This window comes from Devosia naphthalenivorans, from assembly GCF_003056355.1.
Lineage (GTDB): Bacteria > Pseudomonadota > Alphaproteobacteria > Rhizobiales > Devosiaceae > Devosia > Devosia naphthalenivorans.
Genome location: NZ_PYVW01000017.1, coordinates 20869 through 47188, shown reverse-complemented (window position 1 = coordinate 47188; position 26320 = coordinate 20869). Strand labels below are relative to the sequence as shown.

The 26320-nt window shown below is 61.6% G+C and carries 26 protein-coding genes and 2 tRNA genes; 11 read left to right on the top strand and 17 right to left on the bottom strand.

From position 1 onward, the window contains the following. Positions 1-21: 21 nt before the first annotated feature. From C8264_RS18060 to C8264_RS18030, 6 genes are all read right to left on the bottom strand, one after another. Positions 22-894, bottom strand: coding sequence for a carbohydrate ABC transporter permease (locus tag C8264_RS18060; RefSeq protein WP_108462383.1), 873 nt, complete (start codon positions 892-894; stop codon positions 22-24). A gap of 2 nt (positions 895-896) precedes the next feature. Continuing rightward, on the bottom strand, positions 897-1967 hold the full coding sequence (locus tag C8264_RS18055) for an ABC transporter ATP-binding protein (RefSeq protein ID WP_108462382.1): 1071 nt from the start codon (positions 1965-1967) through the stop codon (positions 897-899). Between the two features lie 10 nt (positions 1968-1977). Then, positions 1978-3051, bottom strand: coding sequence for an ABC transporter ATP-binding protein (locus C8264_RS18050; protein ID WP_108462381.1), 1074 nt, complete (start codon positions 3049-3051; stop codon positions 1978-1980). A gap of 597 nt (positions 3052-3648) precedes the next feature. Beyond that, complete coding sequence (locus tag C8264_RS18040) at positions 3649-4503, bottom strand: sucrase ferredoxin (RefSeq protein ID WP_108462379.1); 855 nt, start codon at positions 4501-4503, stop codon at positions 3649-3651. Continuing rightward, complete coding sequence (locus tag C8264_RS18035) at positions 4500-5411, bottom strand: ABC transporter substrate-binding protein (RefSeq protein WP_108462378.1); 912 nt, start codon at positions 5409-5411, stop codon at positions 4500-4502. The genes C8264_RS18040 and C8264_RS18035 overlap by 4 nt, the downstream gene beginning before the upstream one ends. 204 nt (positions 5412-5615) lie before the next feature. Then, positions 5616-6530 (bottom strand): ABC transporter substrate-binding protein, encoded by a 915-nt coding sequence (locus C8264_RS18030; protein WP_108462377.1) that lies wholly within the window; start codon positions 6528-6530, stop codon positions 5616-5618. A 149-nt stretch (positions 6531-6679) separates the two neighbouring features. Here C8264_RS18030 and C8264_RS18025 point away from each other — a divergent pair, with 149 nt between their 5' ends. The 3 genes from C8264_RS18025 to C8264_RS18015 are packed head-to-tail and all read left to right on the top strand — an operon-like array spanning position 6680 to position 9475. Next, positions 6680-7648, top strand: a complete 969-nt coding sequence (locus C8264_RS18025) for a FecCD family ABC transporter permease (RefSeq protein ID WP_245893351.1) — start codon at positions 6680-6682, stop codon at positions 7646-7648. Then, positions 7645-8679, top strand: a complete 1035-nt coding sequence (locus tag C8264_RS18020) for a FecCD family ABC transporter permease (protein WP_108462376.1) — start codon at positions 7645-7647, stop codon at positions 8677-8679. Before C8264_RS18025 ends, C8264_RS18020 begins: the two co-directional genes overlap by 4 nt. Beyond that, complete coding sequence (locus tag C8264_RS18015) at positions 8669-9475, top strand: ABC transporter ATP-binding protein (protein ID WP_108462375.1); 807 nt, start codon at positions 8669-8671, stop codon at positions 9473-9475. The genes C8264_RS18020 and C8264_RS18015 overlap by 11 nt, the downstream gene beginning before the upstream one ends. Here the strand turns inward: C8264_RS18015 and nadE are convergent. Then, positions 9472-10290: an ammonia-dependent NAD(+) synthetase gene (gene nadE / locus C8264_RS18010; RefSeq protein WP_108462374.1), complete on the bottom strand. Its 819-nt coding sequence runs from the start codon at positions 10288-10290 to the stop codon at positions 9472-9474. The two genes, C8264_RS18015 and nadE, sit on opposite strands and share 4 nt — an antisense overlap. A gap of 163 nt (positions 10291-10453) precedes the next feature. Beyond that, positions 10454-10843 carry an ArsR/SmtB family transcription factor gene (locus tag C8264_RS18005; protein WP_108462373.1) on the bottom strand — a complete coding sequence of 130 codons (390 nt, stop codon included), beginning with the start codon at positions 10841-10843 and terminating at the stop codon, positions 10454-10456. A 156-nt stretch (positions 10844-10999) separates the two neighbouring features. Between C8264_RS18005 and trhA the strand changes: the two genes are divergently transcribed. Further along, entirely contained in the window at positions 11000-11683 is a 684-nt protein-coding gene (gene trhA, locus C8264_RS18000; RefSeq protein WP_245893349.1) for a PAQR family membrane homeostasis protein TrhA, read from the top strand. Here trhA and C8264_RS17995 read toward each other — a convergent pair. Both C8264_RS17995 and C8264_RS17990 read right to left on the bottom strand, forming a co-directional pair. Next, a complete protein-coding gene (locus C8264_RS17995) occupies positions 11667-12158 on the bottom strand; it encodes a DUF192 domain-containing protein (RefSeq protein WP_108462371.1) in 492 nt (163 codons plus the stop codon). The genes trhA and C8264_RS17995 overlap by 17 nt on opposite strands. A 9-nt stretch (positions 12159-12167) precedes the next feature. After that, positions 12168-12746, bottom strand: a complete 579-nt coding sequence (locus C8264_RS17990; protein ID WP_425430698.1) for a cold-shock protein — start codon at positions 12744-12746, stop codon at positions 12168-12170. Positions 12747-12959: 213 nt separating this feature from the next. Between C8264_RS17990 and C8264_RS17985 the strand changes: the two genes are divergently transcribed. The 5 genes from C8264_RS17985 to C8264_RS17965 all read left to right on the top strand — a co-directional run bounded on the left by C8264_RS17985 (position 12960) and on the right by C8264_RS17965 (position 15128). Beyond that, entirely contained in the window at positions 12960-13376 is a 417-nt protein-coding gene (locus C8264_RS17985; protein WP_108462369.1) for a VOC family protein, read from the top strand. A 208-nt stretch (positions 13377-13584) separates the two neighbouring features. Continuing rightward, positions 13585-13992 (top strand): YcbK family protein, encoded by a 408-nt coding sequence (locus C8264_RS17980; RefSeq protein ID WP_162783746.1) that lies wholly within the window; start codon positions 13585-13587, stop codon positions 13990-13992. A 72-nt stretch (positions 13993-14064) separates the two neighbouring features. Then, positions 14065-14139: transfer RNA gene (locus tag C8264_RS17975), tRNA-Glu, on the top strand. 50 nt (positions 14140-14189) lie between these two features. Further along, positions 14190-14264: transfer RNA gene (locus C8264_RS17970), tRNA-Glu, on the top strand. A 102-nt stretch (positions 14265-14366) separates the two neighbouring features. Then, positions 14367-15128, top strand: coding sequence for an SDR family NAD(P)-dependent oxidoreductase (locus C8264_RS17965; protein ID WP_108462367.1), 762 nt, complete (start codon positions 14367-14369; stop codon positions 15126-15128). Positions 15129-15134: 6 nt separating this feature from the next. Here the strand turns inward: C8264_RS17965 and C8264_RS17960 are convergent, their stop codons facing one another. From C8264_RS17960 to C8264_RS17940, 5 genes are all read right to left on the bottom strand, one after another. Continuing rightward, complete coding sequence (locus tag C8264_RS17960) at positions 15135-16370, bottom strand: SAM-dependent methyltransferase (RefSeq protein WP_108462366.1); 1236 nt, start codon at positions 16368-16370, stop codon at positions 15135-15137. After that, positions 16367-16657, bottom strand: coding sequence for a DUF1365 family protein (locus C8264_RS22980; protein WP_162783745.1), 291 nt, complete (start codon positions 16655-16657; stop codon positions 16367-16369). The genes C8264_RS17960 and C8264_RS22980 overlap by 4 nt, the downstream gene beginning before the upstream one ends. Positions 16658-17028: 371 nt before the next feature. After that, positions 17029-18819, bottom strand: coding sequence for a single-stranded-DNA-specific exonuclease RecJ (gene recJ, locus C8264_RS17950; RefSeq protein ID WP_108462443.1), 1791 nt, complete (start codon positions 18817-18819; stop codon positions 17029-17031). 180 nt (positions 18820-18999) lie between these two features. Then, positions 19000-19986, bottom strand: a complete 987-nt coding sequence (gene glpX / locus C8264_RS17945) for a class II fructose-bisphosphatase (protein WP_108462364.1) — start codon at positions 19984-19986, stop codon at positions 19000-19002. Positions 19987-20023: 37 nt separating this feature from the next. Beyond that, positions 20024-21364, bottom strand: coding sequence for a homoserine dehydrogenase (locus C8264_RS17940; RefSeq protein WP_245893367.1), 1341 nt, complete (start codon positions 21362-21364; stop codon positions 20024-20026). A gap of 311 nt (positions 21365-21675) precedes the next feature. Here C8264_RS17940 and C8264_RS17935 point away from each other — a divergent pair, with 311 nt between their 5' ends. Then, positions 21676-22182: an RDD family protein gene (locus C8264_RS17935; RefSeq protein ID WP_108462362.1), complete on the top strand. Its 507-nt coding sequence runs from the start codon at positions 21676-21678 to the stop codon at positions 22180-22182. A 59-nt stretch (positions 22183-22241) separates the two neighbouring features. Next, positions 22242-22967, top strand: coding sequence for an arginyltransferase (locus C8264_RS17930; RefSeq protein WP_108462361.1), 726 nt, complete (start codon positions 22242-22244; stop codon positions 22965-22967). 438 nt (positions 22968-23405) lie between these two features. Here C8264_RS17930 and C8264_RS17925 read toward each other — a convergent pair whose 3' ends face one another. Further along, positions 23406-23714 (bottom strand): Dabb family protein, encoded by a 309-nt coding sequence (locus C8264_RS17925; protein WP_108462360.1) that lies wholly within the window; start codon positions 23712-23714, stop codon positions 23406-23408. A gap of 10 nt (positions 23715-23724) precedes the next feature. After that, the gene (gene parC, locus C8264_RS17920; protein WP_108462359.1) at positions 23725-25995 is read right to left on the bottom strand and encodes a DNA topoisomerase IV subunit A; all 2271 of its coding nucleotides are present in this window, start codon (positions 25993-25995) and stop codon (positions 23725-23727) included. Positions 25996-26320: the final 325 nt, after the last annotated feature.

The following is a 26320-nucleotide window of genomic DNA, read 5'->3' as shown; positions in this document are numbered from 1 at the left end:
CGGCGGTCATGTCGGGGTCGGTCATCGCTCGTCCCCCTGCCCGTAATTGGTCATCACGGTGTAGAACACCCAGCTCAAGAGCAGCACGATCAGGAAGTAGATCAGCGACATCGCAGCCGCTGGACCGACGTCGAACTGGCCGATTGCCATCTTGACGAGGTCGATCGACAGGAAGGTCGTTTCATTGCCGGGGCCGCCGCCGGTGACGACGAAGGGCTCGGTGTAGATCATGAAGCTGTCCATGAAGCGCAGCAGCACGGCGATCAGCAGCACGCGCTGCATCTTGGGCAATTGGATGAAGCGGAACACGCTCCAGCGGGACGCACCATCGATGCGGGCGGCCTGGTAGTAGGCATCGGGAATGGAGGCGAGCCCGGCGTAGCAAAGCAGCACGACAAGGCTGGTCCAATGCCAAACGTCCATGACCACAACGGTGATCCAGGCGTCGAGCGGGTCCTGCACATAGTTGTAGTCGATGCCCATGGCGGCCAGCGTCCGGCCGAGCAGGCCGATGTCCACGCGGCCGAACACCTGCCAGATGGTGCCGACGACGTTCCACGGGATCAACAGCGGCAAGGCCATCAGGACAAGGCAGACGGGCACGCCCCAGCCGCGTTTGGGCATGTTGAGGGCGATGAATATTCCGAGCGGAATTTGGATGGCGAGGATGATGGCGGAGAACAGAAGGTTACGCCAAAGCGCGGCCCAGAACCGCTCGGAGTGGAGGGTATCCTCGAACCAATCGAGGCCGGCCCAGAAGAACTCGTTGTTGCCGAAGGTATCCTGCACCGAATAGTTGACCACGGTCATCAGCGGAATGATGGCCGAGAACGCCACCAGCACCAGAACGGGGAGCACGAGGAACCAGGCATTGTTATTCCAGGTCTTGTCCATCCTCAGGCCCCCAGGCTCTGGCGCCAGGAATTGGCGTAGATGTTGATCCCCTTGGGGTCGAACTGCACGCGGGGTTCCGAGGGCAATTCATGATGCTCTGGGACAATGGCGGCGATATCGCTTCCCTCCAGGGTGCCACGGACGATGCGGTGGCGGCCGATATCCTCCACGGTGAGCACCCGTATGGGCATGCCTTCGCGGCCGACCCGCACATATTCGGGGCGGACACCAAGCTCGATGCGGGCGCCGGGGCTTGGGCTGGCAGCGCCGGGAAGCGTTATGACCTGGGAGCCCAGGCGGGCCGTAGCGCCGTCGAGATCCACCGGGATGACGTTCATGCCGGGCGAGCCGATGAAGTAGCCGACGAATGTGTGGCTGGGCCGCTCGAACAGTTCGGCGGGGGTGCCGATCTGGACGACCGCGCCCTCGAACATCACGACCACCGTTTGCGCAAAGGTCAGTGCCTCGGTCTGGTCGTGCGTGACATAGACCATGGTGTAACCAAAGCGCTTGTGGAGTTCCTTGAGCTGGCTGCGCAGGACCCATTTCATGTGCGGATCAATAACGGTCAGCGGCTCGTCGAACAGGATGGCGTTGACGTCATGGCGGACAAGGCCGCGGCCGAGCGAGATTTTCTGCTTCTGGTCCGCCGTGAGCCGGCGTGCCCGACGATGCGCCCAGTCGGCCAGACCGATGATCTCCAGGGTTTCAGTGACCCGTCGCTTAACGTCGGCTTCGGCCACTCCGCGGTTGCGCAGGGGAAAGGCGAGATTATCGAACACCGTCATGGTGTCGTAGATCACTGGAAACTGGAATACCTGCGCGATGTTGCGCCGTTCGGTTGAGAGATCGGTTACGTCCTCGCCGCCGAACAGCACGCGTCCACGTGAGGGTGCAACCAGCCCGGAAATGATGTTGAGAAGGCTGGTCTTGCCACAACCGGAAGGGCCAAGAAGCGCATAGGCACCGCCATCGGCGAAACTGTGGTGCACCTCCTTGAGCGCGTAGTCTTCGTCGCGTTGCGGATTGGAAAGGTAGGAGTGGCGGATGTGATCGAGATCGATGCGTGCCATGTCCCCTCCGCTATGCCGCTAGAGCCGGCGTTTGGCCGACAGCTCTTCCGGTGCCGTCGAAGACGAGCAGCAGGCGTGGATCGAGGAAGACTTCGATCTCTTGACCGACGGCAAAATCCTGCACGCCGGGTGTCAACATGATCCAGTCCGCGCCGACAAACCGGAGGTGAACGAAGCTTTCGGAGCCGGTGATTTCGAGTGCTGCCACTACCGTGCGCAGAGCGACGGCCTCGGCGCCCGATGGCGTCAGCGACAGATGGTGGGGCTGAAAGCCGATGGTGTAGATGCCATCAGCAATGGCGTCCACGGCCGGAATGCCGACGCCACTTTCGAGCACGAAGGTATTGCCGGTCTTGTCAGCGGAAATGGTGTTGAGCGGCGGATCGGCGAAGGTGCGTGCCGTCACCAGATCGACGGGGCTACGGAAGACGTCAATGGTCGGCCCGAATTGGGTCACGTGGCCTTGTGCCAGCGTTGCCGTGTTGCCCCCAAGAAGGAGCGCTTCGGATGGTTCGGTAGTGGCGTAGACGAAGATGGTGCCGCTTTCCGCGAAGATGCGCGGCAATTCGGCCCGCAGTTCCTCGCGGAGTTTGTAGTCGAGGTTGGCGAGCGGCTCATCGAGCAGCACTAGGCCGGCATTCTTGACGATGGCGCGCGCAAGGGCGGTGCGCTGCTGTTGGCCACCGGACAGATTGAGCGGCATGCGATCGAGATAGGGTGTCAGCTTCATCAACGCGGCGGCGCGTTGCACGGCATCGTCGATGCTCTTGCGGTCGGCACGGGCCACACGCATGGGCGAGGCAATATTCTCGTAAACCGTCATCGACGGGTAATTGATGAACTGCTGGAATACCATGGCGACGTCGCGCTTCTGGGGGGAAACGCCGGTGACATCGACGCCATCGACATGGATGGTACCGCTCGTCGGGCGGTCGAGCCCCGCCATGATGCGCATCAGGCTGGTCTTGCCGGACAGCGTCGGGCCGAGCAGCACATTGAGGGTGCCGCGTTCAAGGCGCAGGGAAATGTCGCTGAGATGTTTTTCGGCGCCGGACTGCTTGTTGATATTGCGCAGCTCGAGCATCCCAGCCTCCTAGCCGGCAATCATTGAGGAATGCGGCTTGGAAGTCGCCTGGCAGACGCAGAGCAAAGAACTATTGCTGCCGGCTTCAGGCACGAGCGGGCTGCAGCTTCGGCCAATCGCATCGCTGAAGATGCGTTGGCCGTTGAAGCCGGCGCCAATCACCACGGGGTCGTGGATACGCGTACCGCCCAAAGTGTCCTCCCGTCCTTGGCCGGTTTTCCGGTCTTCAAGAACGAGTGAAGGTTAGGGTGAAAGCAAAACGAATGTCAATCGAAGAAGAACCGCAACCAGCCCGCTATGAATGGATCAGCCCAACGCCATGCGAAAGGGGGCAGCCAAAGGAATCAAAATGCCAGCACAAGGACGACCGCCTCAACCGCTAATGCAACAGCCGCTACTAGCCACACCGCCACCAGTACGCTGACCGGGATCACTGCCACGGCTGTAATAACCGAGACACCGAGGAAATAGCCTACTCTTGCCAGCATATTCCAGCACTCCACTAAAGTGGCGGAACCTACCTGAATCACGATCAACCCAAAATAAGCCGATTAACCTAGACTAAAATGTACAAGCTCGGTGCGTCGATCCTGGGCCTTATTTCTCGGCCAACCACCGGCTCACCAGCTTGGGCGGTCCGTCAAGATTTCGGCAATTGGAGTGAATGGCGAAATCGGTGCGTTGCAATCTGACTTCTGTCGGCGCTCCTCGCACCTCAAGTCGAACAACGGCCCCTTCGCCGGCTTCCTCGGTGCCCAGAACAATTACGTCGCTTTGGCTCGCAGAGGAATTCTGGAGATGGGCGGCAAGCTCCGCAGCCTGCTCCACTTCACTGAGCTGGGGGTTGCCACGATAGTTCGGCAGGTAGAGTTCGTCGGACGAAATGGCTTCTAGAAAGGCCGGAACGTCGGTCGGAGACAGCCGTCCGTAGCGATGCCGATTTGGCATTACGATGACGGAGGGGGCAAAATGGCACCCGCCGACATGGGTGCACTGGAGGATGTCGATATCGAACGAAGGGGCAGCACTAGACAGTGCCTTGAAAAGCGGGAAGCCGTAGCGGGCGCAACAGGCATCGGTCCTCGCATCAGTGCAACAGAGGATGGCTCGGCGATTTGAACTTGCTCCTGCAAGCGGTTCGCCCCTGCCCCACGCGAGAATAATTTCGGCCAGATGCGATTGGTCGCGCGCCGTCATGCGGCGATTGTCAGGAAAGGAGCGGAGTTCCAGCTCCGGACCGTCACCTGCAATCAGGCCCACATAGCTTTTCGCGCCGCTGGTTGCCCGCATGGCAGCGGTGAGTTCGGGCGTAAACCCCTCGGATTCGAACCTCGGACGCCGCCATTTGGTTTTCGGCCATACGAGAAACAGATGCCGTTCAGCGATCGCACCTGTGCCCGCCAGCGGTTCACCGCACGCAATGGCGCGGTCGGTGCAGAACTCCCGCGTCACTCAGCTGCCGGCAGCTTGACGCCGTAAATCTCGGCGAGTTGGTCAAGCATCATATGTGCTGAGTAGATGCCACCCCCAAGATTCCAGGCAAGTTCGTTGACGCGCTGAGCCTTGCCGGCCTTGACCGCTTCGAGGCCAAGCCAGAGTGGGTCATTGAGCCATTCGTCAAGATTGCTGAGAGAGTCCTGCGGATCGGCATCGGGAGCGAAGTAGAAGATGCGATCGCCGCGCATTTCAGGAATGCGCTCCTTGCCGATTTCGACAAAGGTCTCCTCGCTGCGCTGCAACGCCGGGCGAGCAAATCCCACAAGGTCAAGCACAATGCCCGGGAAGGAGTGGTCGGAATAGATGCGCGTCCGTCCTGGCGCGAACCGCACCAACGAAATCTCTTCGTTGATGCCCTCTCCGATCTCTTCGCGCAAGGTCCCTGCCCTGGCTTCGAGCGCCGCGATCCCAGCGGCCGCCTCGTCGTCGATACCGATCACGGAGCCATAGAAGCTGTAATTGTCCAGCCAGGCGGCGCCGATCGTTTCTGACATAACCGTTGGCGCGATAGCAGACAGTTGCTCGTATATTTTTTCCTGGCGCATCTTGGTGCCGATGATCAGGTCCGGTTCGAGCGAGGCCAGCACTTCGAGGTTGATCGCCGTTTCGGTGCCCAGCGACACCGCATCGCCGAGCTTATCGGCGAGATGCGGATAGAACGGGTCGCCTTCCCAGGACTGTGCGGCGCCTACGGGCACCACGCCCATGTGGAGCAGTGCCTCAGTCCCCTCGTTGGTCAGAATGGCGATGCGTACCGGATTGTCCGGCACCTCGGTCGTCCCCATCGCATGGGTGATCTCACGCGCTTGTGCGGGGGCGATCACGGCAAGAAAGGCTGCGGCGGCGAAGATGATCTTGTTCATGGCAACCCAAATCGAAGGGTGGATAATTCAGGCGCCCAGGGCGTGTGGACGGTTAAGCGGTATGTCGGTTCCTATTGTGCCCTCAGGGGGCGGGCACATCGGCTCAAGCCCCGAGGCTGAACCCCTCATCCGGCCCTGCGGGCCACCTTCTCCCCTCAGGGGGGAAGGGAAAGAGGCAGCACCGCGCTGAGAGTCCATACAACCCTAGCGGGTGGGTGGCAGTTCGTAGATGCGTTCGATATCGTCGAGGAGGAGGTTCGCGGCAATAATGCCACCTGCAGTGTTCCAGACCGCGTCATCGACCGGGTAGGCCTTGCCCGCCTTCACCACTGGCAAGTCCTGCCACAGGGGATCGCTGGTCCAGTCGCTAGCCTGCTGCTCGGCTGCGCCGTCGCCGGTTTCGTAGACGAAGTAGAACAAGCGGTCGCCATTGAAGTCGGGAATACGTTCCTTGCCGACATCGTCGGCGAACTCAGGCTTGTCCTGCACAGCTGGACGATGAAAACCGATCTGCTCGAGAATAAGGCCGGCGAAGGTGTCCTTGTAATAGATCCGGGTCAGTGCGGGCATGAAACGGCCGAGCGAGACTTCCTCCTCAAGGAGAGGACCGGCTTGTTCGCCCAGCTTGGCAGCCCTGGCATCGAACGCTGTCAGCGCAGCCTTGCCCTCGTCCCCCTTGCCGGCAGCATCGGTATAGAGCGCCATGTTGATCTTCCAGTCGCCGCGCAGGCGCTCCGACATGACCGTCGGCGCGATAGCCGAGAGCTGATCATAGCTCTTTTCCTGGCGCGTCTTGTTGCCCAGGATCAGATCGGGTTCGAGTGCAGCGATCGTTTCTAGGTTTATTGCCGACTCTTCGCCAACCACCGTCACGTCGGCCATGTCGTCGGCGATGTGGGCGTACCATGGATCGCCGAGCCATGAGCGAACAGCGCCGACCGGGGTAATTCCGACCGCAAGCAAAGCTTCCGTGCCTTCATTGGTCAGAACCACGATCCGCTGCGGATTGTCGGGCACATCGGTCACGCCCATCGCGTGGGTGATTTCGCGCGCGAACGCAGGGCTGCCGACGATGGCCGCAACGGCAAAAGCCAGCAGCGTACGACGAAGGATGTTCATGATTCCTCCTCGGAACTTGACAATTTGGGTCCGGAAATGGTTTCGACAAACAGTCAGAAAAAATTCTGACTGTCAACTTCACCTTATTGGACGCACCCCTGTCGGATATCGCACCCACAGCTGTCACTCGCGCCGGTACAGCGAGCCTTGTGCCGATCTACGCGTTGCTCGTCGCGACGCTGATCGCCGCAATGCTGGTGAGCGCGACGGTTGGCTACCGCATCTATGATCTTGGGCAGCTTTGGGACGCGTTGTTTCACTTCGACGGCACTGAGGCCGCAACGGTTCTCACCAATCTACGTCTGCCGCGTGCGGTGATCGCCCCTCTGGTCGGCGCTGCCCTTGGCATTGCAGGCGTTCAGGTGCAGACGCTTTCACGCAACCGCATCGCATCGCCGGACACGCTTGGGCTCAATGCCGGCGCATCGCTCGCTGTCGTAGTGGCGAGCAGTGTATTCGGCATTGGCTCGCTTGCCGGATTGTCGCTGACCGCGGCGCTTGGCGCCCTCGTCACCAGCCTCGTGGTGTTCGCCATCGCTGCCGGCGCCGGCGGCTTATCGCCATTGCGGATCGTCCTCATCGGCGTCACCATCGCGGGGCTCGGGCAATCTTTCGTCCAGATCATTCTCACCACCAACGAAGCGCAGTTGCAGAACCTGCTGTTCTGGCTTGCCGGCTCGTTTGTCGATCGCCCCATGACACTCGTCATCAACTGCGGCCCGTTCGTGCTTGTCGGCGCTGTCATCGCCTTCCTGCTCGCCCGGCCCCTCGACGCTCTACAGGCGGACGATTCCACCGCCACCAGCCTGGGCGTGCCGGTCGGCCTCGTGCGGATCGGCTGCTTCTTTTCCGTTGCCCTCCTGACCGGCGCTGCCGTGGCGATGGCCGGCCCGGTCAGCTTCGTGGGCCTCGTGGTACCTCATGCGGCGCGCCGCCTCGTCGGATTACGTCATGACCGGCAAATCATCGCTGCTGCACTGGTGGGCGCTGTCTACACGACGCTCGCCGATGTGGCGGCGCGGTTTGTTATCTTCCCGCTTGAAGCTCCGGTCGGTGCGGTAACCGCCGTGGTGGGCGGCATTGTCCTTGTCCTGCTTCTCCGCCGGCGGATAGCATGAGCCATCTGTCGACAAATCTTGCTGCGGCGCGCGCGCCAACAAGCCTTGTCGTGCTGACCGTGGCTTGCGTGTTGCTGTGCCTCAGCGGCGTCGCCTTTGGCTCGAGCTGGATACCGATCGACCAGGTGGCTGCAACGATCCTTGGCGCCGGCGAAAAAACGCAGAAGCTTATTGTTCTTCAATTGCGCCTGCCCCGGGTGGTGATAGCCGCCATCGCTGGCGGTGCCATGGCAACTGCCGGGTTCCTGCTCCAGAAGATCACCCGGAACTCCCTGGCGTCACCGGGCATCCTTGGCGTGATCGACGGTGCCGCGCTCGGTGTGGTTATCTTCCTGGCGTTGCTCTCCGATGAGTCGAACGCTCTCGTGACCTCCATCGCCTACCAGCCGGTGGCCGCGATGGTGGGCGCGGCGCTCGGCATTGTCCTGGTTTTTACCCTCAGCGGCCAGCAATCGAATTCTGCGATCCGACTCCTTCTGTTCGGCATTGCCGTTGGCGCCGTATTCAAGGCGCTGGTCATGGTGCTGATGCTGATCGGGCCCATCTACCGCACCAGCCAGGCTGCCCGCTGGATTGCCGGCGCTGTCAATGAGATCAACTGGAGCGAGATACAGGTCACAGCCCTGCTGCTGCTGCCCCTGCTGGTCCTTTCACTGGTCGTTGCCCGCAAGCTGCCGCCTGCCGATCTCGACGAGACCTCCGCTCGCAGCGTCGGGCTCGATCTGCCGGTTTTCCGCATTGTGGTCTTTGCCCTGGCGGCCGCCCTGACCGCCGTTGCTGTGGCTTTCGTGGGCGGGGTGGGCTTCATCGGGTTGATGGCGCCGCACATGGCCCGGCTACTTGTCGGTCGTAGCGTTTATGCTGGGCTCGTCGGCAGCTTCCTGCTTGGTGCGCTGATGCTGGTGGGGGCCGACCTGGTCGTGCGCGTACTCTTTTCTCCGGTCGAAGTGCCGGCCGGCACCGTCACTGCGGTGATCGGCGCCCCCTATTTTCTTTTCCTATTGATGAGCAGGCAGCGCCATGACGGATGATTTAGCCATCGCGGTCGACAGCCTCTCGCTCGGCTATGGCGGCGGCCCGGTGCTCGACGGACTGTCGCTGGACATTCCACGCGGACAAATCACGGTTCTCGCCGGACCCAATGGTTGCGGTAAATCGAGCCTGCTGCGGGCTATCCGCCGCCTCCACAAGCCCAGCGCCGGCAAGGTGCTGATCGAGACCACGGACGTGGCAAGCCTCTCCGAAAAACACCTTGCACGCCAGATCGGGCTGTTATCGCAAAGCCCATCGGCGCCCGGCGACATGACCGTCGAGGAACTCGTCCGCCTCGGTCGCTACCCCCATCAGAGCCTGCTGCGGCCCTGGAGCCGTGAAGACAGCCGCGCCCTCAACGCTGCCATGGCGGGCACGGGTGTCACCCATCTGCGGGAGCGCCCCATCGGCTCGCTATCGGGTGGCCAGTTGCAGCGGGTGTGGATCGCCATGGTCCTGGCGCAGGAAACCGACATCATTTGCCTCGACGAGCCGGTCAACCACCTCGACATGGCTCATCAGATCGACTGCCTCGAACTCGTACGGCAGCTGAACCGTGATTTCGGCCGCACAGTGGTGCTGGTCCTTCATGACCTCAACCTGGCCGCCCGCTATGCCGATCAACTTGTGTTCCTGAACGAGGGCAAGCTTGCCGCCAGCGGGCCGCCGGAAGCGCTGATGACGGAAGCGCTGATCGCCGCCATCTTCGATGTCGAAGCGACGATCATAATCGACCCGGTGCACCAGCGGCCGCTCTGCATTCCGTTGAGGACAACTGCACACAGCGTTGGTTAGATGTTTGCGGCTACCGGCAAGGCACGTTTGTGCGCGGTCGTCCGGTAAGCCTGCATGATCCGGGCCTGTGCTGCGTCGTCGATCTGCTTGCCTTCCAGGAAATCATCGATCTGATCGTAGGTGACGCCATAGGCATCCTCATCGGGCCGAAGTGGAGCATTGTTCTCGAGATCTGCCGTGGGGACCTTGAACACCAGTTCTTCCGGGGCGCCGAGATGCTTGCCAACCGCACGTACCCTGCGTTTGTTGAGGCCGGCCAAGGGAAGGATATCGGCTGCGCCGTCACCGAATTTGGTGAAGAAGCCCATCACCGCTTCGGCCGCGTGATCGGTGCCGATGACGAGGCCCTTGAGACCGCCCGCGAGGGCGAACTGGGCGATCATGCGCTGTCTTGCCTTGACGTTGCCCAGGAGAAAATCCTCCTGTGCCGCATCGGTGGGCTGGAAGCCGGACGATTTCACCTGCTGCCACATAGCATCCGCAGCGGGCTTGATATTGACGGTGAAGGTCTTGTCCGGATTGATCGCCTTCAACGCTGCCTGAGCATCTACTTCGTCGGCCTGATTCCCATAAGGCAAGCGCACGGCGGCGAATTGCGCGTCATATCCCTCGTCACGCAACTCGCGTACCGCACGCTGAGCGAGCAAAGCTGCCGTGGTGGAGTCGATGCCGCCGCTGATGCCGAGTACGTAGCTCCGAAGTCCCGAACGTTGGAGATAATCCTTGAGGAACCCCAGGCGCCGCTCTGCCTCCCGCGAGGCCTCAAATGTCGGTGCGACTCCAAGATCGGTAATGATATCCATCTGGGTTGTCATAGGCTTTTCAGGCTCCGGTAGCGAACGCAGGTAACGATCTTGGCGGTCCGGGTCAGGATGCGCAACGCCAATTCTTTCAAGCCAGCCATCCTCTCAATCGACATGTTCGGGATAGCGTGCGGCTTCGTCAGGAAATTGGGGAACCAGCCGTCGAACCAGCGCTCTAGAAATCAAATCCCATCTGGGACACGGCAGGCGTGCTCGGCGGCTTGACGGTGATCTCGACAATCTTGGGTGCCGGAGCCTTGCGCGGCTTAGGCGGCGTCTTCGCGGTTGCTTCTGCGACTGCAGGAGACGAAATACCGCCAATCCAGTTTTGCGCAGGCTCAAGCTTTTTGGCGTGCAGACGATACAGGTTCTCACGGCCTGTTTTCTTCTCGCTGATCAGCCTCGCCTGCTTGAGAACGCGCAGATGCCGGGAAATTGCCGGACGGCTGATGGCGAAGCGCGACGCGAGAACGTGCACCGGCTGAGGGCCTGTGCGCAGGATTTCCACGATGCGGCAGCGGGTGGGATCGGCGAGAGCAAGAAAGATCGAGATGGGCGGTGGCATAGCGTGTCCAAGGTCCTCCCACCCCAGTAGTAACGGCACAGTTACACGTCAAGCGAGGCGAGACGGCGCAACGAGTTGTCAACCGGAACGTTCAGTCAATGAACCGCCACATGTGTCTGCATGTTGCAGCGACCAGTGGCGAACCAGGAGCCGAGATTGACTGATCTACAGCCGAACTATTCGTGGTGGAGCCGCGAACAGCGTCCATATACCCGAGTGGAGATGATCGTTGATGCTGTCGTTCATGTGCTGGGACTGCTGGTCGCACTTATCGCCGGCTCGATTCTGCTAATTTATGCCGTCCTCGAGACAGCGCCGGAAGCCGTTCCCGCGCTGACGCTTTATCTGATCTCGTTCGTGACGCTATTCAGTATCTCGATGGCTTATAACCTTTGGCCGGTGACGCCGGTCAAAATGCACCTCGCGCGCTTCGACCAGGCCGCCATATTTCTTTTCATAGCAGGGACTTACACGCCATTCCTGGCCATCATTGGCGGTACGGCTATGGGCATGCTGATGACGAGCTTCGTGTGGGGCGCTTCGCTGGTCGGCATCGCGCTGAAGCTGATCGTGCCGGAGCGGTTTGGACGCCTGGCGATCGTGCTGTATCTGGCAATCGGCTGGAGCGGGCTGCTGGTGTTCCAGTCGCTGGCGCAAACCCTGCCTGATACGACGCTGTGGCTGCTGCTTGCCGGCGGGGTCACCTACTCGCTCGGCATTATCTTCCATCTCTGGGAAAGACTAAGGTTCCAGAATGCCCTGTGGCATGTGTTCGTGGTAGGCGGCGCCAGCTTTCATCTATGGGCAGTGATCGACTGTATGGTCATTCATCGGCTTTAGCGGCCGGGGCAACCACACGGTCGTGCTCCATGGTGTCGCCGGGCTTAAGGCCAATTTCGACCGAGCGGCCGCCCGGGATTTCAAGCACGAATTGAACCGGTACTTCGGAGGGAATCGAGGTTGGGTCCTGCGGGCGCGCATTGACGTGGATGGTGTCGATCACTCCGTCGGTCCCGACAAAGATCATGTCCAGCGGAATGAGCGTGTTCTGCATCCAGAACGATACTTCGCGTTCTTCCTTGAAGTCGAACAACATGCCCGCATCGTCTGCCAGTTCGGTGCGGAACATCAAGCCTTGGGCGCGACTTTCCGGCGTATCGACAACCTCGACATTGAAGCGATAGTCACCTGTTGCCGTATGCAGCGTCAGCTCGTTGTCCTGAGCCTGAACAGCGACCGGCAGGGCAACGGCAAGCATAGCAAGCACGGCGCCAGCGCTACGGATGGCTGGAGCGAAAGCTTTGGTCAGGTGCATCGGCTGATCCTAGTGGGAAGACGGGGCATCGCCCCAATCCTCTGGCCTGATTTCGGCGACCATAAGGCCCTTGGGACCGTTACCGTAGCGCACGAGGACAAACTGACCGGGGCGCAGTTCGGTGATGCCGAAGCGACGCAAGGTTTCCATGTGAACAAATACGTCCGGAGTGCCTTCTCCCGCAGACAGAAAGCCGAAGCCACGAATGCGGTTGAACCACTTCACCTCGAGCCGGACCATGCTTGATGTGGGCTCCACCACGACATGCGTGCGCGGCGCGGGCATCTGCGATGGGTGCCGCGCGGTTGATTCGTCCATCGAGATAATACGGAACGCCTGGAGCCCACCGGGGCGGTTCAGCGCCTCAACAACGATGCGGGCGCCCTCATAAGCGGTCTGGTAGCCATCTCGGCGGAGGCAGGTCACATGCAGCAGCACATCGGGCATGCCATTGTCGGGCACGATGAAGCCAAAGCCCTTGCCGGCATCGAACCATTTGATCGCGCCGGTCACCTCAATGGTGTCGAGGCCCTGGTCCTTGCTGGAGTCGGCGCCGGCAATAGGTTCCGTTCGCGTTGCCGGGTTCATCGGCTGATCGTCATCCCCACTGAACTTCGCCCCCATGGACTCCAACGCCTTTTTACTCGACCCGCCGTCGCGAGCTACTCCATACGATTGGAACACTGTGTCCGATTCAGCGCCCATTGTTAAGCATGTCTTAGTAATTTGTTGCTGGCGGGGAAGGTTGCCGGGGCGGAGCGTGCTTGGTAGGCCAATGCACCTGAAGAATGGAGAAGCCCGATGAAATACCTGCACACCATGGTGCGCGTCACCGATGTAGAAGCGAGCCTGCGATTCTACTGCGAGGGGCTGGGGCTGGAGGAAGTGCGCCGGACTGAAAACGAAAAAGGCCGCTATACGCTGATCTTCTTGCGCGCTCCCGGCGATGAAGGCGGCGAAGTCGAGCTGACTTACAACTGGGACCCGGAAACCTATGGCGAAGGCCGCAATTTCGGCCACCTGGCCTATCGGGTGAAGGATATCTATGCGCTGTGCCAGCACCTGAGCGACATGGGCGTGGTTATCAACCGTCCGCCGCGCGATGGACACATGGCCTTCGTGCGATCACCCGACAATGTTTCGATCGAGTTGATCCAGGACGGCACCCTGCCCCCACAGGAGCCTTGGCTATCGATGCCCAATACCGGCAAGTGGTAAGCCACAAACTTCGTAGCTAACGCTTCGCTAACCGTAGCGCTTAGGCTCCGGTTAGCGAAACTGATCGTATTTTAGCGAACTCACGGAATGGCCGAAGGCTGTTGCTAGCGAGCAACACTGGCCGGTCTCGGAGGTCGCGATCATTACTATAGTCCGTACCATCATCGCCGCCATGCTGTGCAGCCTCGTGCTGTCAGCCTGCGTTCCCATGGCCATGTTCGCCAGCTCCAGCGGGTCAGCCTATGCCGGCAAGCGCAATGATTGGGGCACCATCGTCTCCAGCCGCGACGTCAATGCTCTCTGCATCGCACCCAAACTGCGATTCGTGATTTGGGAATTCGAGGGACATTTCGGGCGAAAGGTAATCATGAATTCCGGCTACCGCGACAGGCAGCACAATTCGGCGGCGCAAGGGGCTGATAATTCCTATCATACCAAGTGCATGGCCGCGGATTTCTATATTCCTGGCGTGGACAAGCGGGAGTTGATTGCGTTCGCCATGCGGACCGAAAGCGTTGGCGGGCTTGGCTGTTATCCTGGCCGGAAGTTCATCCATGTGGACGTTCGCGAGCGTCCACGGGGCTATAATCGGCCGGTTACCTTCTCCGGCTGTTAAAAAAAACGAGGTTGCTGACAGAGGGGGGTTGCGTATCTGAAACGGGGCAACTATACGACCACCAGCGCTTAGGCGCCCTTCGTCTATCGGTTAGGACGGCACCCTTTCACGGTGCAGAGAGGGGTTCGATTCCCCTAGGGCGTACCATTCCCTTTCTTTCGGGAATGCAATAAGTTAGGTGCTGTTCTTCTAGGTCCGCGCCCATCGTCTATCGGTTAGGACGGCACCCTCTCACGGTGCAGAGCGGGGTTCGATTCCCCGTGGGCGTACCAGAAGATTGCTTCGATCTTGCTTCGAGATCGCTTCCATTCGGCCTTCGAATAGCTCCTGTGCTGCACCCACTTTTCTGCATTTAGCTGCATGGAAGGTCTGACATGTTCGGAGCACGGCCGGGCGTTGCCTGGATCATTGGCGGGGGATCGGGAATCGGCGCCGCGGTGGCAAGGCTCCTGGCGACGCGTGGCTGGACCGTGGCGATCTCCGGACGTCGTGCCGATAAGCTCGCGATGGTGGCGAAGCATAGTCCTTCCATCCGCCCCTACCCCCTGGATGTAACCGACGCAAACGCCGTGGCTGCGGCGGTGGACCAGATCGTCAGCAATCTGGGCCGGATCGATCTGTTCCTGTTTGGAGCGGCGGCCTGGCAGCCGATGGATGTGGGGGATTACGATTTCGGCAAGTTCCACAGGATAGTGGACACCAACTTCCTCGGCGTACTGCGTGCGGCCAATCCGATGCTGGCGCAGATGGACCGGCAGGGTGGCGGCCAGTTTGCCGTGATCTCCTCCATGGCGGGGTATTTCGGCCTTCCGCGAGCGGCAGCCTATGCGTCCACCAAGGCCGCTTTGATCAACCTGCTGGAGACGATGCGGACCGAGTTGGCGCCGCGCAACATCAAGGTGCGGATGATCGCACCAGGGTTCGTGAAATCGGAGCTGACCGACAGGAACGACTTCCCCATGCCGTTCCTGATGGAGACGGAGGATGCGGCACTGCGAATCGTAGACGCGCTGACCAGATCGGATGCGTTCGAGATCACCTTCCCCAGGCGCATGGTCTGGCTGATGAAGGGAATAAGGCTGCTGCCCTACCCCATCTTCTTCTGGCTGACCAACAAGATGCTGCCTAGAAAATAGCAGCGGCTATGCCGGTTTGCGGTACTGATAGATACCGACATCGATGGTGCCCTCGGCAAAACCGGCTTCGCAATAGCTGAGATAATAGACCCATTTGCGCTTGAAGCGTTCGTCATAGCCCAGCGGGGCTATCATCGGCCAACGCTCGAGGAAGCGCTCGCGCCACAGCTTGAGCGTCTTGGCGTAGGACAGGCGGAAATTGTCGACGTTTTCGAGCACGAGGCCGTAGGTCTCGCCGAATTCGCGCATCACCGTCTTGGTCAGCAACATGCCGCCCGGGAAGATGTAGCGCTGGATGAAATCGGGCCCGCTGCGATAACCATCGAAATCGTCTTCGTGAATAGTGATGGCCTGGATGGCGGCAGTGCCACCGGGCTTCAGGCGGTCATGAATGGTCTGGAAATAGCTGGGCCAGTTGTCTTCACCCACGGCCTCGATCATCTCGATGGAGCCGACATGATCGAACTGGCCCTCTGTGTGGCGATAGTCTTCAAAAACCAGCGTCGCGAGATCATCCAGCCCCTGCCGCGCCAAGCGCTCACGGGCGTATTTGAGCTGTTCCGCCGACAGCGTGATGCCGCGCAGTTTCGCCTTGTAGTCCCGGGCAACTGTTTCGGCAAAGCCGCCCCAGCCGCAACCGATCTCCAGAACACTGGAGCCTTCGGTGACGCCCGCCATATCCGCCACCCGGCGATATTTGGCGCGCTGCGCATCTTCAAGACTTTGGTCACCGGACTGGAACAGGGCCGATGAATAGGTCATCGAGGGGTCGAGCCACTGACCGTAGAAATCATTGCCCAGGTCGTAATGCTCGGCGATGTTCTTCTTGGAGCCCTCCAGCGTGTTCCGCCGGGACAGGTGGTAATGCAGGTCGGCGGCCGCCTTGCGGAAGAAACCGGGATTCGCCTTTTCGAGTGTATCGCGATTCTGCAGGAAGAAACGGAACAGCGCCGTGAGATCATCGACCTCGATATCGCCATCCATATAGGCAGCCGCGAAACCGACGGTGCCGCGCTGCATGGCTTCGCGCACAACGCGAAAATTCTTGAGCCGCAGCACCGAGTGTTCGCCGGTGGACGGATTACCGATGGTGCGCGTGCGGCCGTTGGGAAGAATCACCGTTACGCTGCCGTGGCGCGCCTGGCCGATCATCTTCTGACCGATTATGTCGAGTGCCCAAGAGGCAAAGCGGGTCCACGGCGTGACGCCGGTATTGGTGTCGTCTACTGCGGTTTTACTCATTGGGCTGCAGAATCCAGCTTTTCGCCATGTCTGGCAGCGTCCGCTGCCGCCGATACTTTAAGCGTCGTCGGCACACCCCTGAGCCACAAAAGCAGTGCTTTCCAGCGTATGCCCTCAGCTAGTTTAGCGGTGATAAACGGATATGCAAGCAGCAGTTTCAACAGGGTAGCGGCGGTTAGGGGGCGGTGTTCATCGCGGCCTGAGCGGAAGGGTTTAGTTGGGGGTGCTTGTTTTGGTGAGGTGACAACCACAGCGTCGTTCCCGTGAAAGTGGGAATCTTCCTTCATTGCTCCACGAAAGTGGGATTCCCGCTTTCGCGGGAATGACGCGGTGGATTGGTGATGCAAGGTGCCCCGACCTCGTGGTTCGACGGGCTCACCATGAGGTCTGCTGAGGGAGCGGGCTTGCCGTGAGGTTTGCTGGGTGATTCCCATTCCAGTGAGGTGTGTTCACATCGGACTGGTTTTGACGATGTAGCAACCACAACGTCATTCCCGCGAAAGCGGGAACCTCTGTTTTCCTTGCAACCTTCGCCAACGGAGGTTCCCGCTTTCGCGGGAATGACGCGGTGGATTGGTGTGCATGAGGGTGCCACGACCTCGTGGCGCGGTGAATAAGATGGAACACTTCCTCCAGTGAGGGACAGCTATTTCCTGATTCAGGCCTTGGGTTTGGCCATGTCGGTCAGGCGGAACTGGACTTGCTCGCGGCCCTGGTAGTGGTCGATGGACAGGGCGCCGGCGAAGTGGAAGGTGGAGTCGGGGGAGCGTAGGAGGGCATCGCCGATTGCCGTGTTGGCGGCGCGGAAGGCGATGGCTTTGAGGCGGGCGCCGTCATCGGAGGTCAGCGAGAAGCTGACATGGCCGCCCTTGCCGACGACCTGGGCGAACTTGGCGCGGTGGGCGGGAAAAGCGAATAGCGGGCCGGGATTGCCGGAGCCATAGGGCCCTGCCCGCTCCAGATCGTGCACCAAAGGCAGGCTGGCGCCGCGCGCGGTGAGCGCGGCGTCGATCGGCAAGGCGGTTGCCGCACGGGCCACGCTGACGTCGCGGGAGAGCGCTTGCGCGAGGAAGGAGCGGAAGGGGCCCAGTTGGCCCGGCTTGATGGTGACGCCGGCAGCCATGGCGTGGCCGCCGCCCTTGGCGATGAGGCCAGCTTCAACGGCTTCGATGACGGCGCGGCCGAGGTCAACGCCGGGCATGGAGCGGCCGGAGCCGGTGCCGGTGCCATCGGGCTGGAGGGCGATGGCGAAAGCGGGGCGCTCGAAGCGCTCGCGCAGGCGCGCGGCGATGAGACCGGCAACGCCGGGGTGCCAATTGGCCGAAGCGAGAACGAGGACGGGCGGGCCTTCGCCTGAGCCGATCTCCATTTCGGCGACAGCGGCGGCTTCTTCGACTGCCTCGACTTCGATGCGCTGGCGTTCGCTGTTGAGCTCATCGAGGCGGGCCGCGATGGCGAGGGCATGGTGTTCGTTGTCGACGGTGAGCAGTTCTGTGCCCAAGGCGGCGTTGCCGATGCGGCCCCCGGCATTGATGCGAGGACCGATCAGGAAGCCCAGATGGTAGGGGTTGATCGGGCCGGAGAGGCGGGCGGCGAGCGCCAGGGCCTGAATGCCGTGATTGTCGCCTCGGCGGGCGATTTCGAGGCCGCGCACCACGAAAGCGCGGTTGAGGCCGACCAGGGGAACGACGTCGCAGACGGTGGCGAGGGCGACAAGGTCGAGCAGCTTGAGCAGGTCCGGCAGGCCGGTATCACCGCGCTGGCGCAGGGCGCGGTTGACGGCGACCATGACCATGAAGGTGACGCCGGCAGCGCAGAGGTAGCCGAGGCCCGAAATGTCGTCGGCACGGTTGGGGTTCACCAGGGCATTGGCGTCGGGCAGTTCGTGGTCGGACAAGTGGTGATCGATGACCAGTACGTCCGCACCCCTGCCCCGTGCATGGGCGATGGGAGCGTCGCTGGTGGTGCCGCAATCGAGCGTGATGATGAGGGAAGCGCCGCTGTCGATCAGCTTGTCCATTGCCGCTATATTGGGGCCGTAGCCTTCGTAGATGCGGTCGGGAATGTGGACCTGCGGCTCGATGCCGAAATGGCGGAGATAGCGCACCATCAGGGCACAGGAGCAGGCACCATCCACGTCGTAGTCACCGAACAGCGCGATGGCTTCGTTGTCGGTGATGGCCTTGGCGAGACGGTCGGCCAGCGCGTCCATCGCGGTGAGGGTCGAGGGATCGGGCATCAGGCCACGAATGGTGGGCTCAAGGTATTTTTCGGCGTCCTCCAGCGCTACGCCGCGGGCCGCGATCACGCGGGCGAGGATTTCGGAGATCTCGCTGCGCTGGGCGATGGCGGCGGCAGTGCGCGCGGCAGCGGGGTCGAGCCGGTCGGTCCAGGTGCGGCCGGTTACCGAGCGAGTGACGTCGAGGAATGATCTAGGCGCATCCAGCATGGGTGAGAGGTAGGCGATTTGGGGTGTGGTGGGAAGGGTGGCGGGAGAACCACCCGCCATTTCACACACTCAATCGTCACCCTCGGGCTCGACCCGAGGGCTCTTCACTTACCCAACGCCCTGCAAGTGCAGTGCCCTCGGGTCAAGCCCGAGGGTGACGGCCGGTGGTTGGAATAAGGCTCAGCGCGCGTGCTGCGCCTTGATCCAGCGGACGGTCTGGCTCCAGGAGCGCATGACGATGGTGCTGGTCTGGACGGCGTTGGGGCGCAGGCGGATGCCTTCGAGCAAGGTGCCGTCGGTGACGCCGGTGGCGGCGACAAGTACATCGCCGGCTGCTAGCTCGCTTACGTCGTAGATGCGGGCCGGGTCGGTGATGCCCATGGCGTGGGCGCGTTCGCGCTTGGCCGGAGTATCGAGGATCAGCTTGCCCTGCATCTGCCCACCAATGCAGCGCAGGGCTGCGGCGGCAAGGACGCCTTCGGGTGCGCCGCCGGAGCCGAGGTAGATGTCGACGCCGGTGTCTTCGGTGTTCACGGCGTGGATGACGCCGGCAATGTCGCCGTCGCTGATGAGTTTGACCGCAACACCGGTGGTGCGCAGTTCCTCGATCAGGCCGGCGTGGCGGGGACGATCGAGCACGATGGCGGTGATTTCGGGGAGCGGGACGCCCTTAGCCTTGGCGAGTGCCTTGACGTTTTCTGTGGCGGTCCAATCGATGTGGACAGTGCCAGGTGCGTAGCCGGCCCCGATGGCGATCTTGTGCATATAGACGTTGCGGGCAACGTTAAGCAGGCCGCCGCGCTCGGCCATGGCGAGCACGACGATGGAATCGGGCTGGTTCTTGGCGCAGAGCGTGACGCCTTCAAGGGGGTCGACAGCGATATCGACTTCGGGGCCTTCACCGGCGCCGACGGGTTCGCCGATATAGAGGTGCTCGCACTCGTTCTCTTCGCCTTCGCCGATGACAATGCGACCCGAGATGGCGACGCGGGCGAGTTCGGCTTTCATGGCCTGGACTGCCGCTTCGTCGGCGGCCTGTTCGTTGCCTTTGCCGCGCCATTCCGCAGCGGCGATGGCGGCGCGTTCGGTGACGCGCACCAGTTCCAGCGTCAGGCTGCGGTGCAGATGGGCGGGGCTCTTGGCCTCCTCGACCTTGCTCAGCTTCATTATTCCCCTCCCAGCCTGACGGGCCCGGAGCGGGATATCAGAGCGTTTCGATCCGGATCAGTTGCGGCTCACCAACGATAAACCCGTCAGCGGCGATCTGCGCAAGCGATTCACGCACGGATGATTCCAAAGTCTGTTGGGTAATCATCACCACCGTGCGGGTGGGCGAACCGTCCGCTGCGGTGGCTTTAGCGCCCAAATCGGACCGTTGGATGACAGAGTCGATGGAGATGCCGCGCTCCCCCATGCGGGTTGCAATCGCCGCCAGCGCGCCGGGAACGTCCTTGGCGTTGAGGCGGATATAGTAGCCGCCGTCGTGGGCGCGCATCGGCGCTTCGCGGTAGGGCAGCAGTTCGTCGCTGGGCACGCCCAGGGGTGGCACGCGGGTGCCGCGGGCGATATCGAGAATATCGGACAGCACCGAAGATGCGGTCGGGGGACCGCCAGCGCCGGGACCGGCCAGCAGCAGTTCGTGGACGTGATCGGTTTCGAGGGCGACGGCGTTCATCACGCCATCGACGCCGGCAATGGCCGAGCCCTTGGGCACGAAGGTGGGGTGGACGCGCTGCTCGATGCCGTCTTCAGTGCGCTGGGCGATGCCCAGGAGCTTGATCTTGTAGCCGAGTTCGGCGGCGACCTTGATGTCGTGCTGGCTGATGGAAGAGATGCCCTCGACGCGAATCTTGTCCGGGGCGATCTCGTAGCCGAAGCAGAGGGTGGCGAGGATGGAAAGCTTGTGGGCGGTGTCGTAGCCTTCGACGTCGAAGGTCGGGTCGGCTTCGGCATAGCCCAGCGCCTGCGCGTCCTTGAGGCAATCGGCGAAGCTGATGTCCTCGTTGCCCATGCGGGTGAGGATGTAGTTGCAGGTGCCGTTCATGATGCCGAACACCTTGGCGATGCTGGCGGAGCCCAGGCCTTCGCGCAGGGTCTTGATGACCGGGATGCCACCGGCAACGGCGGCTTCAAAGCCGAGCTGGGCCCCTGATTCTTCGGCGAGCTTGGCGAGAGCGACGCCGTGCTTGGCGAGAAGCGCCTTGTTGGCGGTGACGACGGGGCGGCCCATTTCGAGGGCCGCTTTGACGGCTGCAAACGCCGGGCCGTCTTCGCCGCCGATCAGCTCGACGAAAAGGTCGATGCCGTCGGATTTGGCGAGGGCCACCGGATCATCGAACCAGTCGAGGCCGGAAATGTCGATGCCGCGGTCGCGCGAGCGGGAGCGCGCTGCGACAGCGGTGACCACGAGCTGGCGGCCGAGCTTTTTGGTCAGCTCGTCGCCGTCCTTTTGCAGGATGCGCACCAGGGTGGCGCCGACATTGCCGAGGCCCGCCACCCCAACGCGTAGCGGCGCGCGGGATTCGCCGTCGCCGAAATCCTGCATGGCGCGCAGGATGCGGGTGCGGGTATCCGAGCGGGGTTCGCGGCCCTCGCGCAGGTCGAATACGAACAGCGGATCGCCCGCAACGGTGCGGCCAAAGCGGGTTGGCGTCCAGCCGCGCGCGGAGATGAAGGATTCGACGGCTTGGCGGAAAGACTGGATATCACTCATGGTGGCGCCATGTGCATAGGATTTCGCCTAGTCGTCAATAGGAGTGTGACCTGCAGCCGCAGGAAAGCGCAGGTTTTGCGGGTTGCGTGAAAACTTGGCCGCGGGGTCTTGCGCAGGGGCGGGTGCGTGACAATGTTTTGTCCATGAACCAGACACCTCGCCTGCCCGATCCTGCAAGTTCGCCCGAATTGTTCGAGGGCTTGCTGACGCGCCGCACGATTGCCTTCGTGATCGACCTCATCGCCATGGGCGTGCTGATCCTGGCGTTCACGTTCGTGGGGCTGATTGCCGGGTTCTTGACGTTTGGGCTGGCGTGGCTGGCTCTGCTGGTGGTCGTGCCGGCGAGCGTTGTGTTTTACTATGTGATTACGCTGGGTTCCTCGAGGCGCGCGACGTTGGGGATGCTGATGATGGACCTGGTGCTGACACCGGCGCGCGGGCAGCCACTCGATGGCTGGATAGCGCTGATCCATGCCGGGGTGTTCTGGATCACCGCGTGGATTTCGCTGCCGCTGTCACTGCTGTTCGTGCTGTTCACGCCGCGGCGGCAGATGCTGCATGATCTGGTGACGGGTACGCTGATGGTGCGCCGCTCACCGATGGTGCGGCACTGGCGGGCGCAAAGTGCCCGGACCAGCCAGGCTTTTTGAGGCGTTGCCGCGGGTGACGGCAAGGAGTACATTCGGCTGATTGTACGCAAGGGTTGGGGATGACCGACCAGACGCCAGAGACGACGCAGCTGTTTCTCACGGCAGCCATGCCCTGCCCCTACCTGCCCGATCGGCAGGAGCGGAAGCTGTTTACCCATCTGTCGGGGCGACGCGCTGCCAGCCTGCACCATTTGTTGAGCGAAAACGGGTTTCGGCGCAGCCAGAACCTGATCTATCGGCCGGCCTGTGAGGGGTGCAATGCGTGCCAATCGGTGCGGATCGTTGCGGGCAAGTTCGAGCCGTCGGGACGTTACCGGAGGGTGCAGGCCAAGAACGACGACCTGATGGTTGACGTGCGGCCGACGACGGCAACGGGCGAGCAATACGACCTTTTCAAGCGCTATCTGGAATCACGGCATGCCGGCGGCGGCATGAACCAGATGAGCTTTGTCGACTATGAGTACATGGTCGAGGACACGCCGGTTCAATCGATTCTGGTGGAATACCGGCTGCGGGAGCACCCGGACCAGCCGCTGGTGGCGGTGGCGCTGACCGATGTCATGCCCGATGGGCTGTCGATGGTGTACTCCTTCTATGATCCGGAACTGGCGCACCGCAGCCTGGGCACGTTCTTGATCTTGGACCATATCGCGCAGGTGCGCTCGGCGGGGCTGAGTTATGTCTACCTGGGGTATTGGGTAAAGGATTCGCCCAAGATGGCGTATAAGGCGCAGTTTCAGCCGCTTGAAGTGCAGAAGGGTACTATGGGGTGGTGCCTGCTGTAGTGGTGGGTGTCGCTAGTTCGGCATTATGTTGACCGGGCATCGCCCCCCTCACCCTAGGAAGTGTTGCTTCGTTCCTTCCACCGGGTCATTCCCGCGAAAGCGGGAACCCCTGTTTTGAAACGGAGGTTCCCGCTTTCGCGGGAATGACGCGGTGATAACTGGGAAACCGGTAAGTGCCGGAAATGAACACTTCCTAGCCCTCTCCCCTGAGGGGCGAGGGGACTGATCGAGTTTGGGTGAGATTGTGCGTAGGCCGTCGTTGTGGGTCCGGGTACTTGAAGCACGTCCCACAGAATACTCGCCCAGTAGACCTCATCCTGAGCTTGTCGAAGGACGAGGTCGTGGCACCCGCGCCTCCACTCGCTCGACCTCGTGGTTCGACAAGCTCACCATGAGGTCTGCCGGGCTCTTACCTGAGGCCCACCAAACGAGACGCGCTTAGATTTCCATGTCGAAAACGATCAGGCCGTCGCGGCCGCCCTGGAGGGCGGCGACGAGTTTGCTGCCGGCGGCTTGGTGGGCGGGGTCGGTGAGGTAGCGGTCGCGGGCGGCTTGGTTGGCGAGGTCCATGATGAAGCCGTCGTTGAAGCCTTGGGCGAGGCCTTCGGGTGAGACATTGGCGCCGAAATGGGCGGTGAGCAGGCCGTCGATCTGGCCGACCAGGGCGTTGAGGCCGGCATAGATTTCGGCGCGTTCGCCGGCGCTGATCTCAGGGCGAAATCTAACGAAGACGCAGTGGCGGATCATTTCAGTCGCCCTACCCTACGAACTTGTTGTTGCGCGGGAAGCCGTTAGGCGGCTGGCGACCGGCGGTGGCGCGGTCACTGATCCAGGCGGTTAGTTCTTCCATCGGCTTGGTGAAGGTGCGGCCGGAGGAATCGGTCCAGGTGAGGCCATCGGCGGCATAGAAGGTTTTCAGGTCGGAAATGCCGCCGTCCTTGTAGCGCTGCAGGCGTACGCCCTTGCCGCGGCTCATTTCCGCCAACTGGGTCAGCGGGAAGACGAGGAGCTTGCGGTTTTGCCCGATGACAGCAACGCGGTCGCCGGCGAGTGGCACAAGCAGGCGCGCTTCCTCGGTGGCGGGAACATTGAGGATCTGCTTGCCCTTGCGGGTATTGGCTATCATCTCATCTTCGCCGACGATGAAGCCGTAACCGGCAGATGACGCGATGATACGTTTCTGGCCCGGGCGATAGACGAAGATATCGACGATATCCTGGCCTTCTTCGATATCGACCATGAGGCGGACCGGCTCGCCCTGCCCGCGGCCGCCCGGCAGTTTGTCGCCGGCAAGCGTGTAGACGCGGCCGCCGGTGGTCAGCATCAGCAGCTTGTCGGTGGTTTCGCACTTGATCGAGAATCTGAGCCGGTCGCCGGCCTTGTAGCCCTTGTCGTCATTGACATCGACGGCATGGCCGCGCGGTGCACGTATCCAGCCCTTTTCGGAAAGGATGACAGTGATCGGCTCGCGTTCGATGAAGGCTTCGGTGACTTCCGCCAGGTCGACGGTGGAGGCGGTGCCCAGCACCGTGCGGCGTGCGCCCAGCGCGTGTGGCGTTCCATCGGGGTTGGTCAGCGGATAGGCCTTCTTAAGGGCGTCTATTTCCTTGCTGATGGAGGACCACTGCCGCTTGTCCGAAGCGAGCAGCGTTTGCAGCTTGCCCTGTTCTTCGGTCAGCGTAGCGTGTTCCTTGCGGAGTTCGATTTCCTCGAGCTTGCGCAGGGAGCGCAGGCGCATGTTGAGGATGGCTTCGGCCTGCACATCGGTCAGCTCGAACGTCGCCATCAACGACGCCTTGGCATCGTCCTCCTCGCGGATGATGCGGATCACCTCATCGAGGTTGAGATAGGCGATGATATAGCCGGCCAGCACTTCCAGGCGGTGGGCGATCTGCTCCAGCCGGTGCTCGGAGCGGCGGACCAGCACTTCCTTGCGGTGTTCCAGCCAAGCCTTGAGCGCCTGGGGCAGGCTCATCACCTTGGGCACGGCGCCGCGATCCAGCACGTTGAGGTTGAGCGGAAAGCGCGTTTCAAGATCGGAGAGCTTGAACAGCTGTTCCATCAGGATATTGGCGTCGACCGTGCGGGCGCGCGGTTCGAGAACAAGGCGGATATCGTCGGAGGATTCGTCGCGAACGTCCTTGAGCAAGGGCAGTTTCTTGGCGAGCAGCAGTTCGGCGATTTTCTCGACGAGACGCGACTTCTGGATGCCGTAGGGGATTTCGGTGACGACGATCAGGTAGACGCCGCGGCCAGTCTCCTCGACTTCCCACTTGGCGCGCAGGCGGAACGAGCCGCGCCCGGTGGCGTAGGAGTGGGCAATGGAGGATGGGGATTCCACCATGATGCCGCCGGTGGGGAAATCGGGACCCTTGACGAATTGAGTCAGATCTTCGGCGGAAGCGTTTGGATTTACATTAATAAGATGCAATGCGGCATCGCACAGCTCGCTGAGGTTATGCGGCGGAATGGACGTTGCCATGCCCACGGCAATGCCGGTCGAACCATTGGCGAGCAGGTTCGGGAAATTGGATGGCAGGACGACGGGCTCTTCGTCTTCGCCGTCATAGGTCGGCTTAAAGTCGATGGCGTTTTCGTTCATGCCCTCGAGCAGCCGGGTGGCCACGTCGGTCATGCGCGATTCGGTGTATCGCATAGCGGCGGCACCATCGCCGTCGATGTTGCCGAAATTGCCCTGGCCATCGACTAGTGGATAGCGGAGTGCGAAATCCTGCGCGAGGCGCACCAGCGCGTCATAGATCGACTGGTCGCCATGGGGGTGGAACTTACCGATGACGTCGCCGACGATACGCGCGGATTTCTTGTATCCCTGCCCCGGATCGAGCCGCAGCAGGCGCATGGCATGAATGATGCGGCGGTGAACCGGCTTGAGGCCATCGCGCGCGTCGGGCAGAGCGCGCTGCGTAATGGTGGAGAGCGCATAGCTCAGATACCGCTCCTCAAGCGCCTGCTTGAGATCGACGACGCGCTGGTCATCGGCAGGAGGCAAGGAATCGACGTCTGACATTAGCGGTATTTCCAGGAGAACGAATCAGGAAAGCAGTATACCCGCCGAAGCAGAATTTGCAGGTTAATGGCAGTGGATCATGCGGTTTTGCACGGGTTATCGGCTGCGCTGGTGTCGCGGCTGGTGGTTATGGGTGGGCGTGGATGTGTCGACCAGCCTCGGATTTTAGTTTGGGGCGAGTGAGATGTTCCCCCTTCACCATGCTATCCTCGGGCTTGACCCGAGGATCACCCGTCGCATGTGCCGGATTGCCAGTGGCCCTCGGGTCAAGCCCGAGGGAAACACGGTGAGTGGTGTGGGATGGTGCCAAACAGGGAATTGGCTG